Annotated in this window: 13 protein-coding genes; 3 read left to right on the forward strand and 10 right to left on the reverse strand. The window is 41.7% G+C overall.

All coding sequences use genetic code 11. The features are described 5' to 3' along the window. Positions 1 to 49: 49 nt before the first annotated feature. From ACYVBM_RS06695 to dxs, 10 genes are all read right to left on the reverse strand, one after another. Positions 50 to 796: a CDP-alcohol phosphatidyltransferase family protein gene (locus tag ACYVBM_RS06695; protein ID WP_460684859.1), complete on the reverse strand. Its 747-nt coding sequence runs from the start codon at positions 794 to 796 to the stop codon at positions 50 to 52. Positions 797 to 862: 66 nt separating this feature from the next. Further along, positions 863 to 2,158 carry an aminopeptidase P family protein gene (locus ACYVBM_RS06700; RefSeq protein WP_460684860.1) on the reverse strand — a complete coding sequence of 432 codons (1,296 nt, stop codon included), beginning with the start codon at positions 2,156 to 2,158 and terminating at the stop codon, positions 863 to 865. Positions 2,159 to 2,451: 293 nt separating this feature from the next. Then, positions 2,452 to 3,312 carry a hypothetical protein gene (locus ACYVBM_RS06705; protein WP_460684861.1) on the reverse strand — a complete coding sequence of 287 codons (861 nt, stop codon included), beginning with the start codon at positions 3,310 to 3,312 and terminating at the stop codon, positions 2,452 to 2,454. Next, the gene (locus ACYVBM_RS06710) at positions 3,309 to 4,070 is read right to left on the reverse strand and encodes an LVIVD repeat-containing protein (protein ID WP_460684862.1); all 762 of its coding nucleotides are present in this window, start codon (positions 4,068 to 4,070) and stop codon (positions 3,309 to 3,311) included. The genes ACYVBM_RS06705 and ACYVBM_RS06710 overlap by 4 nt, the downstream gene beginning before the upstream one ends. A 16-nt stretch (positions 4,071 to 4,086) precedes the next feature. Beyond that, the gene (locus ACYVBM_RS06715; protein WP_460684863.1) at positions 4,087 to 4,611 is read right to left on the reverse strand and encodes a hypothetical protein; all 525 of its coding nucleotides are present in this window, start codon (positions 4,609 to 4,611) and stop codon (positions 4,087 to 4,089) included. Positions 4,612 to 4,790: 179 nt separating this feature from the next. After that, positions 4,791 to 5,429, reverse strand: coding sequence for a deoxynucleoside kinase (locus ACYVBM_RS06720; protein ID WP_460684864.1), 639 nt, complete (start codon positions 5,427 to 5,429; stop codon positions 4,791 to 4,793). 85 nt (positions 5,430 to 5,514) lie between these two features. After that, a complete protein-coding gene (gene trpS / locus ACYVBM_RS06725; RefSeq protein WP_460684865.1) occupies positions 5,515 to 6,540 on the reverse strand; it encodes a tryptophan--tRNA ligase in 1,026 nt (341 codons plus the stop codon). A gap of 139 nt (positions 6,541 to 6,679) precedes the next feature. Further along, complete coding sequence (locus ACYVBM_RS06730) at positions 6,680 to 7,357, reverse strand: murein L,D-transpeptidase catalytic domain-containing protein (RefSeq protein WP_460684866.1); 678 nt, start codon at positions 7,355 to 7,357, stop codon at positions 6,680 to 6,682. Positions 7,358 to 7,382: 25 nt separating this feature from the next. Further along, positions 7,383 to 8,042 (reverse strand): P44/Msp2 family outer membrane protein, encoded by a 660-nt coding sequence (locus ACYVBM_RS06735; RefSeq protein ID WP_460684867.1) that lies wholly within the window; start codon positions 8,040 to 8,042, stop codon positions 7,383 to 7,385. A gap of 183 nt (positions 8,043 to 8,225) precedes the next feature. Further along, complete coding sequence (gene dxs, locus ACYVBM_RS06740) at positions 8,226 to 10,151, reverse strand: 1-deoxy-D-xylulose-5-phosphate synthase (RefSeq protein WP_460684868.1); 1,926 nt, start codon at positions 10,149 to 10,151, stop codon at positions 8,226 to 8,228. A 153-nt stretch (positions 10,152 to 10,304) separates the two neighbouring features. Here dxs and ACYVBM_RS06745 point away from each other — a divergent pair, with 153 nt between their 5' ends. The 3 genes from ACYVBM_RS06745 (at position 10,305) to ACYVBM_RS06755 (ending at position 13,366) form a co-directional block, all read left to right on the forward strand. Further along, positions 10,305 to 11,372 carry a sensor histidine kinase gene (locus tag ACYVBM_RS06745; RefSeq protein WP_460684869.1) on the forward strand — a complete coding sequence of 356 codons (1,068 nt, stop codon included), beginning with the start codon at positions 10,305 to 10,307 and terminating at the stop codon, positions 11,370 to 11,372. A 9-nt stretch (positions 11,373 to 11,381) separates the two neighbouring features. Then, the gene (locus tag ACYVBM_RS06750) at positions 11,382 to 12,110 is read left to right on the forward strand and encodes a LytR/AlgR family response regulator transcription factor (protein ID WP_460684870.1); all 729 of its coding nucleotides are present in this window, start codon (positions 11,382 to 11,384) and stop codon (positions 12,108 to 12,110) included. Between the two features lie 197 nt (positions 12,111 to 12,307). After that, entirely contained in the window at positions 12,308 to 13,366 is a 1,059-nt protein-coding gene (locus ACYVBM_RS06755; RefSeq protein WP_460684871.1) for a zinc-binding metallopeptidase family protein, read from the forward strand. Positions 13,367 to 13,384 lie beyond the last annotated feature (18 nt).

Raw genomic sequence — 13,384 nt, forward strand, 5'->3', positions numbered from 1 at the left:
ATGTACACTATTCGATGTACGAGTTACAAATTATGCTTATTGCCGGGTACTATTTATTGGGCCTGAAAATTAATGACAATACGACATAGGCTGCAAATATAACCGGCACAGCAAGCCATTTTAGAAATATGACAGACAACAATCCTATGAGCAGCAAAACAAATTTATCTGTATTAGACTTCAGACTAAAATTTTTAAACTTCAGGCTGATCAACGGAATACGCGATACCATAAGAAATGAAACGATCCCGGTAACAGTATATAAAATATAAGGATTATGAAGATAAGCCGCAATATAACTGTTATTATCGTTGTTAAGCACAAAAGGCAATGAAGCTATTACAAGGCCGGCTGCCGGTATGGGGACCCCTTTAAAATAATAGGTTTGCTCTTTGTCCAGATTAAACCTTGCCAGCCTCCATACCCCTGCGCATGGGATGAGTAATGCAGGCAGCAATAACCCGATATTATCCGCAGGCATACCCGATTTTACTAACGCCAGCTGCAACAGCCTGTACATGATCATACCAGGTGCTACCCCAAATGTTACAGCGTCGGCCAGTGAATCAAGCTGCGCTCCCATTTCAGATGTTGCTTTAAATAAGCGAGCAACAAAACCATCTAAAAAATCAACAACGGCAGCAAAAAAAATATAAACACCGCCGATTATCAGGCCCATAGAAAACGTGCCGGGAGCATTGGTAAACAGAAAGCCGTCATTTTTAAAAATATAAATGATCGCTATGCAGCCGAATACCAGGTTTAACAGTGTAAAAAGATTGGGAATTTGTTTCATTTTAGTTCATGGTTCATGGTTCATGGTTCATAGTATTGATTACTACGGTCCATGAACTATTAACTATTAGCTTCTCTTCATCAGTCTTTCAATATCATCTGCTTCAATTGGAATATGCTTCATCAGATCTACATTGCCATTTTTGGTGATCCAGAAATTGTTCTCAATACGGATACCCATTTTTTCTTCCTCAATGTAAATGCCAGGCTCTATGGTGAACAACATACCAGCCTGAACGGGCTGAAAGAAACTGGGGCCAAGATCATGAACATCTACACCCAGGTGATGTGAAATACCATGATAGGTATATTTCCTGTAAGCACGGTTCTGCGGATCTTCATTCTTGACATCGGATTTGGTAAGCAACCCTAATTTCAGGTATTGCTTTGTAAAGGCATCGCCTGCTTTTTCATGATACCCGGCTATGGTAATGCCGGGTTTTAAAATTTTTGCACAATACCGGTGCACCTCGAGGCAGGCATTATACACTTCTTTTTGTCTTTTAGTGAATGTACCATTTACAGGAACAGTACGGGTAAGATCTGCATTATACCCACCATACTCCGCACCAAAATCCATCAATACCAATGCGCCATCCTTACATTGATTATTATTGAAAATATAATGTAATACACGGGCATTATCACCGCTGGCAATAATGCTGCTATAGCCCTCTCCTGTAGCGCGCTGGCTCAGAAAAGAATGAACAATTTCTGCTTCTATCTCATATTCCCAAACGCCGGGCTTTATAAACTGCAACAGGCGCCGGAAAGTATGCCCGGTAATATCAATGGCTTTTTGTATTACTTCTACTTCATACTTCGTTTTTACAGCCCGCAGCATGCGCATGACAGGTGCTGCACGTATATAATGGTGCAACGGGTAACGCTCCTTCAGGTATTTGATGTAGCGCGTTTGAGCAGTATCGGACCAGGAACCTTTGCGGTCATGTTCGTTAGAATCCAAATATACATTTTCGGCGGCATGCATCCACGCCTGGAAAAGCGGGGGTAAAGCATCGGCCCACACTATTGTTTGGATACCGCTGATAGCCGTAGCCTCAGCTGCTCTTAAACGTCTGCCATCCCATTTTTCCTTCAATTCGTCAGGCCGCATCAGTACGAGTACTTCACGATATCTGGGATCGGGGTTATCAGGAAAAAAGATGAGCATAGAGTCTTCCTGCCTGATACCCGTTAACCAGAAAAGAGAGCTGTTAGGCTTATACTTATAAACAGCATCCGCATTCTGTGGCATTTCGTCGTTAGCGACAAAAATGGCGATGGAATTATTTTGCATTTTATCCGTAAACCTTTTGCGATTGGTAATGAAAAGCTTCGGATTTATTGGCAAATATTTCATGTATTTATTTTTTATTGTTTTTAATGGTCACATGGAATAGCCTAAATAATCATTCCTTTTCGCATAAAACATTTTTATGGCTATTTCGTAACAAAAAGTGTTTAAGATGGTAAAGATAAACCAAATGGTGTTTGATAATAATCCGGTCAGTGATAATTAATTGCCAGATAACCTGAAAATAAAATAGCCCCGCACCTGGAGCTATTTGCCGAAATTGATTATGATCAAACTACCGTTGCGGAAGCATCTATAACATTTGAGTCGTAACAACGATCCATCATCCGAGCACTTTCCTAAAACCTGCGCGTAATACCCAGGCTTAGCTGACCTATTGTAACATTATGACCCACCGGCTGCTGCTCCCAGCTTTCGGGTAATGTTTTGTACTTATTAATGTGAGCTGCGCCACCTATGTCGGCACCAAAAGACAGGAGATAGCTGGTATTCAAATGCAACATTGCAACAGCAGACAGACCAACGCTTCCTACAGTAGCTTTGTCATCATTCATATATACCCATCCTATACGGGATCCGGGCATGGTGCCTTTAACCCAATAATAGCGTGTAAATCCCTGATGAGAAATGCTGTAATAGGGCCCTGCGCCGATCCTCAATTTTCCAAAAAACTTGGTATATGCTGTAGCAGTAAATTTAGCGCCCACCTGCTTTTGATTAAAGGCAATAAACGGTGCAATACCTAACCCTACCACTTCATTAAATAGCAACCGTTGGTATTTGATATATAAACCATGGGCGAGTTTATCATCTGGGGCACCATAATAAACATTCTGCCCGGTAAAATAACCGGCGGATAACAGGTTATCAGGTAAAGTATGAGGATATAATTTTTTATTTCTGATAATCGCTTCTACTCTCCTGGAAAAATCGGGTTTAACAGGTGCCGGTGGATGAGGTGCCCGCCTGGAAAATTCCTCTACCGCACCACTTTCAAATATGATATGCTTCACCCTGTTAACCGATACTTTATAATCAGGCCCGGAGGGATTGCCCGTTTTTTTATAAATAACACTCCTCTCGTTTATTTCTAATATCCTGGCTGGGATAATCGTTTTATCTCTTAAAAAAATACTGTCCTGCGCTTTACAAACAACGGCATTAAAACATGCAAAGGCTATTAATAAAATGATTCTCATAAATTATTTTTTATTTCCGAAATAAAAGCAGGGTTTTGCGGATCAGATATATCGAAAAGCGCAATACCACCCTGTACATAAGCAAAGAGGGTATTGTCAAAAGCAATTACATCTGTATAGGTTTTACCTTCGGTAATCACTTTCGTAACCTCCGGCTTTTTCCGGTCTGTCACATTTACTACTGCCAGCCCCGCAGCGGCACAGCATACGTACAAAGTGTTTTCATGAATACCGAGGCCATACGGTTGGGGCAGCGCCGTGGTACTGGTAAGTACAGGGTTTAAAATTTTGCCCCCGGAAATATCATATATATTCAGCACATTTTGAGTACCCCCACAAACACTATTGTTATTACGCAAAGTAACATAGGCATAGCTACCATCCGTAACTACAGGATCACAGGCCCTGATATGGTTTACCGTTCCCTGTAACGCAGGATTTTTAGGATCGCTGATATCATAGATATACATCGCAGACCCGGATCCAATAAAAAGTTTACCATTATAGGGAAAGATGGTTTCTACATTAAACCCGACAGAGACAGTGTTTTTCAAAACAGTACGGGAAGGGTCAGCAATATCATACACTTTCAGCTCCTGCAGGTTCACAATGTACAGATAATTGTTACTGATCGTCATCCGGGCAATAGACCCGCTTCTGCCGGCAGAATCTCTATGGGCATTACCTGTGTCCCCTTTTGAACAACTGCCGGCTATAAGCATGGCTACCAGGTAAAACAGTATCCGGTATTTTCTCATAAAATAATTTTTAGTTTTAGTAAAAGCATTTAGGGTCTGTGAGTTCTGTCTTTATCCATCCGGTAATCTTTTTCCCCGGAACAGTTACCGGACATTCAAAGTATCCTTTCTCTGGCGGAAGCGCCTGGGAATTATCCGGTGCAATAGCTTCCAGTACTCGCTTTAGCACACTCAGGCCCTTACTTTCCAAACGCAAGGCCAGCAGCTCTGTATAATTATTGGTAAAAATTACGTTTCCCTGCACAGCTACTTCCCTGCACCCTTTTATGGCTATGAAACCGGTGTTTTTAGGTTTTGCTTTATCGGATATATCAATAATATGTATGCCTTTATCAGTTTCTACCTGGTACAATGTATCTCCCAAAAGATAAATCTTACCTCCGTTTTGAACAGCCTGCCCCTGCGGCTGATAGGTTACGGCAAGAAAGCTGGTGATATCTTCGTAAACGGGTTCATAACCCATAGTTCTGGCTGATTTTTTTTGACAGGCAAGCAATAGCAATACGCATCCTGGTAAAATAAAAGATGTACCTATTCTCATAGCATTTACAATTGTGTTTAGTATATAAAACGATCCTTTATATAAAAACGCAACAATGCTGGTCCTTTTTTTCAGGAAAAGTCCGGGAAATACGAATCAACGCGCTCAGGAACAGGTTTTGATAAGTTAGCAAATAACAGCGTACAGATGCCAGGTATCAGGAATTAACCATTAATTTATTAAAACAAGCCATATAAACTGGCATCTACCCTGGCGATGATCTCTCCAAAATGCTCTTCATTTTCGCCAAACTTATTTTTATCTACATCCACTACCAGCAAAGGACCTTCTTTGTACGAAGCGATCCATTTATTGTAAAACTCGTTAAGGCGCTTCAGGTAATCCAGGCGGATATTTTCTTCATATTCGCGACCGCGTTTTTGTATCTGTCCTACAAGCGTAGGCACCGATGCATTCAAATAGATCAACAGGTCGGGCGCCTTCACCATTGTTCTGAGGGTTTGGAAGAATTCAAAATAATTATCAAAATCGCGTTTGCTCATCAATCCCATTTCATGCAGGTTCGGTGCAAATATATTGGCATCCTCATAAATAGTTCGGTCCTGAATAACGGTTTCAGTACCGTTTTGAATATCGAGCAATTGTTTTAAGCGACCATGCAGGAAATAAACCTGCAGGTTAAAGCTCCAGCGTGGCATATCCTCATAAAAGTCCATCAGGTACGGGTTGTGATCTACATCTTCAAAATGAGGGATCCATTTATAATGCTTCGCCAACATTTGGGTTAATGTAGTTTTTCCGGCACCAATGTTTCCGGCAACAGCAATGTGCTTGGGTTTAGGTTTTGATTTGGCCATTTTGAAAAATGCTTATTGCCGCCAAGCACAGGCTTACCAGCAGGATATTTTAAAGTTCAGCAAAGTAGTGTTTTTTTTCAATGCACTAAAAATATTTTAACCCCATAGCCTTTCTTACTTCCCGGATGGTTCTGTCTGCGCTTTCAGCAGCTTTTTGAGCGCCCACTTTTAAAATAATATTCAGATCCGATTCATTAGCGCGAATATCCCTGGCTTTTTGACGAATAGGTGCAATATAGTTCACCATATCTTCTGCCAGCTGTTTTTTCATATCGCCATAACGTATATTGCAGTTATTATAGTCGGCTTCAAACTTACTGATCACCTCTTGTTTACTCACCAGCTTCATGAGATCAAAAACATTTTCAATATAATCTGGCATGGGGCTGTTAAGCGCGGTTGGACCTGCATCTGTTTTTGCCTTCATTATCTTTTTACGGATGAGGTCATCGTCATCAGACAGGTAAATGGTAGCATACTGGTTTTCGCTTTTACTCATTTTCCCGGCTCCGTCAAGGCTGGGTACTTTCAGCAGCTGTGCTCCAAAGTTAAATGCCTGCGGTTCGGGGAATACGTCGCCATACCTGTGATTAAAGCGATTGGCAAAAGTGCGCGTCATTTCCAGATGCTGCTCCTGGTCTTTACCTACCGGTACCAATTTAGCCCGGTGAATGAGTATATCAGCAGCCATCAGAACAGGATAAGTTAATAATCCTGCATTTACATTCTCCGGCTGCAGGCGCACTTTGTCTTTAAACGTAGTGGTTTTTTCCAGTTCGCCTTTGTAAGCCATCATATTAAGAAAAAGATAGAGCTCGGAAGTTTCAGGAAGATCGCTCTGGCAATATAAAGTTACTTTGTCAGGGTCTAATCCACTGGCCAGGTATTCTGAAACAACATGAAGTACATTTTCCTTTAGTTCTTTAGTATCGGGATGGGTGGTAAGTGAATGCAGATCTGCTATAAAAAAATAGCATTGATATTCGTGCTGCATTTTAACGTAGTTACGCAATGCACCAAAATAATTACCCAAATGCAAATTTCCTGTGGGGCGAACGCCACTTACCACAACCTGCCTGCCCGCCTGCACGGCTTCATTAATAGTACTCATAAGCCGCGAAGATAAATTGAAAATGCAGAATTAAAAATGGAAAATATAAGAGGCACTATATGCCCTCCCCTTCAGAGCTGAGATAAACCCCAGGAAACATCTTCCGGTCAGTCCCTGTTCCTGCCATTCATCTTCAGCGTCACTCGTAAATCCACAGCAATACTGGTTGTTCAGATGCATCAATCCTGGCTTGCAGTATGTTTAAAAAAGAAGGGCTGACAGTAGGGCAACCATTGCTCTGGCAAATATCCTGTTCACGCTTATTGTCCGGCACACAGCCATGCGAGTGTAAAACAACAAATCGTTCAAAAGCCTTATCATTTGTGCTGTCTAAACCATGTAATTTATAAGCCAGTCCAAACTTACCATAATAGCTTTTCCCTATTTTATATTTGCCGAGAGAAGTACACCCGCAACCTACTGTGTTCCCATACTGCCTGCCCTCCAGCCAATATTGGTTGCAATTACCATGTGTTACCAGCCCTGCATTCATAACAGTATCTTTCTTCAGATCATAAACAAAAAAACGAGGGCTCCGGGAAGGTAAAGACATATCTATAAAAAAACATAGCTGCTGATTGTATTTATTACGTACTGTAAATGTCTTTGCTGCTGCAGCTCGCAATTCACTTATTACAAAACTCTCCGGTTTGTGTTGAGCAGGATATGAAGAATATGAAGAAAAGGAAACAGCACGGTAGTTATCTTTCAATGGGTTGCCGGCAGTGAGCGCCAGTACCATAAAGGATATAATCAAAACAATTGCTGCAATTGGCAATTTCCACATAAAATGTAGTTGTATCTTTAATACAGACACATAAACTACATTTTCCACAAACCCATTACCAAAGCCGGTTCAGTTTTTGAAGCGCAAAAGACGCACCTGCAACCAATGTATAATACCTGTTTGGATTCTTCATTGTTTCGTCAGGGAAGTTATCAAAATTCCTGGCAAAGAACCTGTAATGGCCCCCGGCAAATAATCTCACCCTTTTATTCAGCCTGAACTTTACACCACCACCTACAGGCGCCACAATGCCCCAGCTATCAGCGGCGGTTTTGGGCTCACCTTGTTTGAATTCATAATCGAATAAATAATAGGCTCCAATACCGGCACTTACATAAGGGCTTATCCTGTGACGATACAGATTAAGCAATTCATATTCTATTTTAGCGCTACCTTCTACAACATAACCCCTAAACCCTCCTTTAAAGGGGCTGTCTGATACTTCTTTATCCTTATCCATGTTGTTTCCGGCTATTTCCCCAAGCATTAGCTCTCCTTTTATAAATAGCTGTCTGTCCAGGATAAGACGATGGTCATAAAACACCGATCCCGACATAGAAGTATGACTGATAAAAGACGCATTTTTACTATAGATACCTGTATAGGTGAAGGTTCCTAAAGAAGCGCCGGCATAGCTTTTTTGCCCGATATAATCCTGGGAAAAAATGGTGGATGTAAAACAAAGGGTAAGCTGTAAACAAAAATATTTTCTCATCCGCATATTTTTTGTTTTTAAATCCAACCGGATAACAGGCACTGTTATGAGCTTTTCATTACCCGAAGGATAAAAATGAGCACTTCATGATGGATGTTTCCTGTAACGATTATTCAAGCTTAAGCATAATCAAACAATTGAACCATGTCACTCTGCACCAGCCTCGCAAACAAAAATTTTTTATTATAATGAAACGGAAACTTTAACCTCCATCATTTCCCTTACGGCAGCAGCAATGCCTTCAGCATCGTAGCCGCATTCACGGTGTAATTCTTTAAGCGTACCATGTTCCACTATCCTGTCGGGGATGCCCAATATTCTTATTTCATTCTTATAACCATGCTGCGCCATAAATTCCAGAACAGCACTGCCAAACCCGCCGGTAACGGTTCCGTCCTCAACAGTTATGATTTTGTCATAAGCAGACAGCGCTTCATGCAATAAAGTTTCATCCAAAGGTTTTGCAAAGCGCATATCATAATGAGCAGGGCCGATACCATCATTCTTAAGATCCCGTATGGCAGCAGCGGCAAAATTACCCGGATGGCCTAAAGAAAGGATGGCCATATCCTGCCCGTCTTTTAATTTTCTGCCTTTACCTATCTCCACTTCCTCCATAGGTGTTTGCCATTCGGGCATTACACCTTCACCACGCGGATAGCGAATAACAAATGGTTGTTGCGTAGATTCCAGCTGAGCAGTGTACATCAGGTTGCGCAGCTCTGCCTCATTCATCGGTGAGCTGATGATCATATTGGGAATGCAACGGAAATAAGCAATATCATAACAGCCATGGTGTGTTGGGCCATCATCTCCCACTAATCCCGCCCTGTCCAGGCAAAGCACCACAGGAAGCTTTTGTATAGCAATATCATGAACCACCTGGTCGTAAGCCCTTTGCATAAAAGACGAATAGATATTGCAGAATACCCTCATTCCCTGCGTGGCCATACCAGCGCTCAATGTAGCTGCATGTTGCTCGCATATACCCACATCAAAAGCGCGATCCGGCATTTCTTCCATCATATATTTTAATGATGAGCCCGAAGGCATTGCCGGGGTAATACCGAATATTTTATCATTTTGTTTTGCAAGTTCTATTATTGTTTTGCCAAAAACATCCTGGTATCTGGGAGCCTGCGGTGTATCATATTTTTTTTGATAGATCTCACCGGTCACCTTATCAAAAAGCCCCGGAGCGTGCCACCTCGTCTGGTCTTTTTCGGCCAGCGCATATCCTTTCCCCTTAGTAGTGATAATGTGCAGCAATTTAGGTCCCGGGATATGCTTCAGGTCATTCAGGGTATCTACCAGCTTGCTGATGTTATGACCGTCAATCGGACCAAAATACCGGAGCTTTAGTGCCTCAAACAGGTTCGCGCTACTATTCACCATGCCTTTTATACCCTCTGTCAGCTTATGCGCCATAGCCCTGGTAAAGTTCTTTCCAATGGGCAGCTTACCTAAAGCATTCCATACGTCGTCCCTGAATTTATTATATGTAGGCGAAACAGTTATATCTGTAAGGTATTCTTTTAAAGCCCCTGCGTTTGGATCGATACCGATACCGTTATCGTTCAGGATGATCAGCATATCGCTATCCGCAACACCGGCATGGTTCATTGCTTCAAAAGCCATCCCCGCCGTCATAGATCCATCGCCGATCACAGCAACTACCTTTCGGTCTGTCTCCCCTTTATATTTAGCTGCAATAGCCATACCTAAAGCGGCAGAAATAGAGGTAGAAGAATGCCCCACTCCAAATGTATCGTACACACTTTCCGAACGTTTGGGAAAACCACTTATTCCTTTATATTTCCTGTTGGTTTCAAAACTATCCCTGCGCCCGGTAATGATTTTATGCCCGTAAGCCTGGTGGCCCACATCCCAAACCAGTTGATCGTAAGGCGTGTTATAAACATAATGTAACGCGGTGGTAAGCTCCACCACACCAAGGCTTGCAGCAAAATGTCCGCCGTGTACGCTTACCACATCAATAATATATTGCCGGAGCTCTTCACAAAACTCATGCAATTTTTCTATAGGAATCTTTTTCAAATCCCCCGGATTATTAACTGATTGAAGTAACGGACCTGGTGTAATAGCCATTCAGAGAAAATTATTACGCAAAAATAAGCATTTCAAGTAAGATGCAGGAGTGTTCGTTACATTCATCATTATTATACCTCCTTTATAAATCCATGTAACCACTAATAATTTAATAACATATTAAAATTTTAATTTATGTAGATTTGTTGTATCATGGTTATTGGCAAAAAGTATTACTGGCTGTTCCAGGTACTGGGTTGGGGTGTTTTTTTTCTATGGCATATTTTCGGTGCCTGGTCGGTTGGAAGAATGAGCCTGCCAGACGAACGCCTGGTAATAATACAAAGATCTGCCGGCTTCGCGGTATTGGGATTGGTTATGACGCATCTGCTGAGAATAAGTATCCTGAAACTAAAAGTACTTCACCAAAAAGTGGCCGTACAGGTATGGATGTTTATTGTACTCACCATCTCCATTTCATTCATAGCGGGGATCAGCGAGTTGATGATTTATAATAAACTGAACCTGCTAAACGAGAAAGAAAGGATCATTGTTAACCGGTCGGTTCTCCTTATTTTTTTAAATAATTCCCTTGCATGGTTCACCTATTTTATTACCTGGAGCGCTATTTATTTTATTTACCATTATGTTGCAGCATCCCAAAAAGAACAGATCGATAACCTGAAATTAAAATCGCACGTGAAAGAACTGGAGCTTAAGACTATAAAAACGCATATCAACCCGCATTTTATTTTTAATTCACTTAATGGTATACGTGCGATGGTGGATGAAAACCCGCAAAGGGCAAGAGCTGCTATTACTGAGTTGAGCAATATCCTGCGCAGCAGCATCAATATAGATAAATCGGAAACAGTGTCGCTTGCTGATGAGCTGAACATTGTTAAAGATTACCTTGCACTGGAACAAATGCGCTTTGAAGACAGGTTAAGCATCCGGTATAGTATTGATGATAAAACCACGGGGCAGCCTGTACCACCCATGATGCTGCAGATGCTGGTAGAAAATGCTATTAAACACGGCATCAGCCATGAGGTAAATGGTGGTACAGTACGACTCTCGTCGGTGCTCAAGGACAACTTTATGGAGCTTACAGTGGAAAATACCGGACGCCTAAAAAAGCAGCAAAAAAGCAGCGGGTTTGGCATCAGGAGCATCCTTGAAAGGCTGAAGCTAATGTATGGCGACAGGGCCGGATTTGAGATCGTTCAATCTTCACCGGCAACTGTTACTGCAAAACTAAAACTCCCGGTCACCTTATAATATTTTTATATGAGAACAATTATTATTGACGACGAAAGACTGGCCCGGTCCGAGCTCAAAAAAATGCTGCAGGCTTTTTCAGAAATTGAAGTGGTAGATGAAGCGTCAAATGCCAATGAAGCCATAGAAAAAATAGAATCGCTGCAACCAGACCTTATTTTTCTTGATATACAAATGCCGGGTAAAACAGGGTTTGAAATGCTTACAGAATTAGATATGGTACCTAAAGTTATTTTTACCACGGCTTTTGATAAATATGCCCTCAAAGCCTTTGAGGTCAGCGCACTGGATTATTTATTGAAACCTATTGATCAGAAAAGGCTTGAAGCCGCCATTAAAAAGGTCCATATCGGCGAAATAAAAGAAAATAAAGAAGATGAAAGCTTCTCTAACAATGACATATTAACTGATAAAAGCAGGGTGTTTGTCAAAGACGGCGATCGCTGCTGGTTTATAAAACTCAGCGAGGTAAGGCTTTTTGAAAGCGTAGGCAACTACGCAAAAGTTTTCTTTAATGGTCATAAACCCCTTATTTTAAAATCACTTAATGCATTGGAAGAAAGGCTGGATCCCCAAATTTTTTTCCGTGCCAACCGAAAACACATCATTAACCTGCAGGCTGTAGAAAAAATTGAGCCGTATTTTAATAATGGCTTGCTGGCTGAGCTGAAAGGAGGCGAAAAAATAGAGATCAGCCGCAGGCAGACTGTAAAGTTTAAAGAAAAAATGAGTTTCTGATCTTAAAAAGCAAGGCAAGCGCCGGGTCTGTTTTCGCTATCGTTACCTGTTTCCGATTAATGCTGAATCTTAAGAAAACTATCTAAAACACCAGGTTATTAGCCTGCGTTTTTTATGGCAATATTAATTATGGCATACTTTTAGGGTCTATCCGCATCCTGAGCGGATTCTTTTAAACTCCAACCTAATAATCATTTATGCGTCTTTTTACTTGCGGAAATTGCGGTTATGCTGTTTATTTTCAAAATACCTATTGTCAGTCTTGCGGGAGTAACCTTGGGTTTGACCCTGACCGCCTTTCAATGATCGCTTTGGCACACCAAAATAATGGATGCTTATTAGAACAGGCATCGGGTAAAAACTATCATTATTGTGCCAATTATGCCTATGGTGTATGCAACTGGGTTATTCCGGATGCCGATCCTGCCGGTTTTTGTGTTGCCTGTGCATTAAACCGGATCATCCCGGATTTAAGTAACCCGATGTACCGTGCACGCTGGGAAAAAACAGAAGCAGCAAAACACAGACTTATATATTCCCTTTTACAGTGGGGTTTACCGGTGCAGCGTAAAGCTTTTGATAATACGGGGCTGGTATTTGATTTTATGGCCGACCCCGGAAACGATAGCCCCCGCATACTTACCGGCCATTCAAACGGAGTTATAACCATAAATATTGCAGAAGCCGATGATGTAGAAAGGGAAATGGCCAGGAATAGTATGGACGAAGTTTACCGGACACTGCTGGGACATTTTCGCCACGAGATCGGGCATTATTACTGGGATCTGCTGATACAAGGCTCATTATTACTGCAAGAATTCAGAACTTTATTTGGTAATGAAACCCATAATTACCAGGAGGCATTAAACAGGCATTACGCAGCAGGCGCGCCCCCCACCTGGAATGAAAACTATATCAGCGCCTATGCCACCATGCATCCCTGGGAAGACTGGGCCGAGACCTGGGCGCATTATTTGCATATAGTGGATACTATTGAAGCAGCCTATTCTTTTGGATTAACTATAAATCCCCCTGGTTTTACCAATGACCCTAATATGTGTGCAGCTATTTTATTTAATCCTTACCAGCTCAAAGATTTTGATACCATTTTTGAATACTGGTTACCGCTCACTTTTGCCATGAACACCATTAACCGGAGTATGGGCGGACAGGATCTATATCCGTTCGTTATCAGCCCGGAGGTGAAAGAAAAACTGCGCTTTGTTCATAAGGTGATCCATAATGATGTTGCCTGACGGGAATTTTTCGCGCTG

It is taken from the genome of Niabella aquatica (genome assembly GCF_054779315.1).

Excerpts from the sequence above, each read along its gene's own strand:
- ACYVBM_RS06695 (WP_460684859.1), bottom strand. The coding sequence starts at position 796 with ATGAAACAAATTCCCAATCTTTTTACACTGTTAAACCTGGTATTCGGC.
- ACYVBM_RS06700 (WP_460684860.1), bottom strand. The coding sequence starts at position 2,158 with ATGAAATATTTGCCAATAAATCCGAAGCTTTTCATTACCAATCGCAAA.
- ACYVBM_RS06705 (WP_460684861.1), bottom strand. The coding sequence starts at position 3,312 with ATGAGAATCATTTTATTAATAGCCTTTGCATGTTTTAATGCCGTTGTT.
- ACYVBM_RS06710 (WP_460684862.1), bottom strand. The coding sequence starts at position 4,070 with ATGAGAAAATACCGGATACTGTTTTACCTGGTAGCCATGCTTATAGCC.
- ACYVBM_RS06715 (WP_460684863.1), bottom strand. The coding sequence starts at position 4,611 with ATGAGAATAGGTACATCTTTTATTTTACCAGGATGCGTATTGCTATTG.
- ACYVBM_RS06720 (WP_460684864.1), bottom strand. The coding sequence starts at position 5,429 with ATGGCCAAATCAAAACCTAAACCCAAGCACATTGCTGTTGCCGGAAAC.
- trpS (WP_460684865.1), bottom strand. The coding sequence starts at position 6,540 with ATGAGTACTATTAATGAAGCCGTGCAGGCGGGCAGGCAGGTTGTGGTA.
- ACYVBM_RS06735 (WP_460684867.1), bottom strand. The coding sequence starts at position 8,042 with ATGAGAAAATATTTTTGTTTACAGCTTACCCTTTGTTTTACATCCACC.
- dxs (WP_460684868.1), bottom strand. The coding sequence starts at position 10,151 with ATGGCTATTACACCAGGTCCGTTACTTCAATCAGTTAATAATCCGGGG.
- ACYVBM_RS06745 (WP_460684869.1), top strand. The coding sequence starts at position 10,305 with ATGGTTATTGGCAAAAAGTATTACTGGCTGTTCCAGGTACTGGGTTGG.
- ACYVBM_RS06750 (WP_460684870.1), top strand. The coding sequence starts at position 11,382 with ATGAGAACAATTATTATTGACGACGAAAGACTGGCCCGGTCCGAGCTC.
- ACYVBM_RS06755 (WP_460684871.1), top strand. The coding sequence starts at position 12,308 with ATGCGTCTTTTTACTTGCGGAAATTGCGGTTATGCTGTTTATTTTCAA.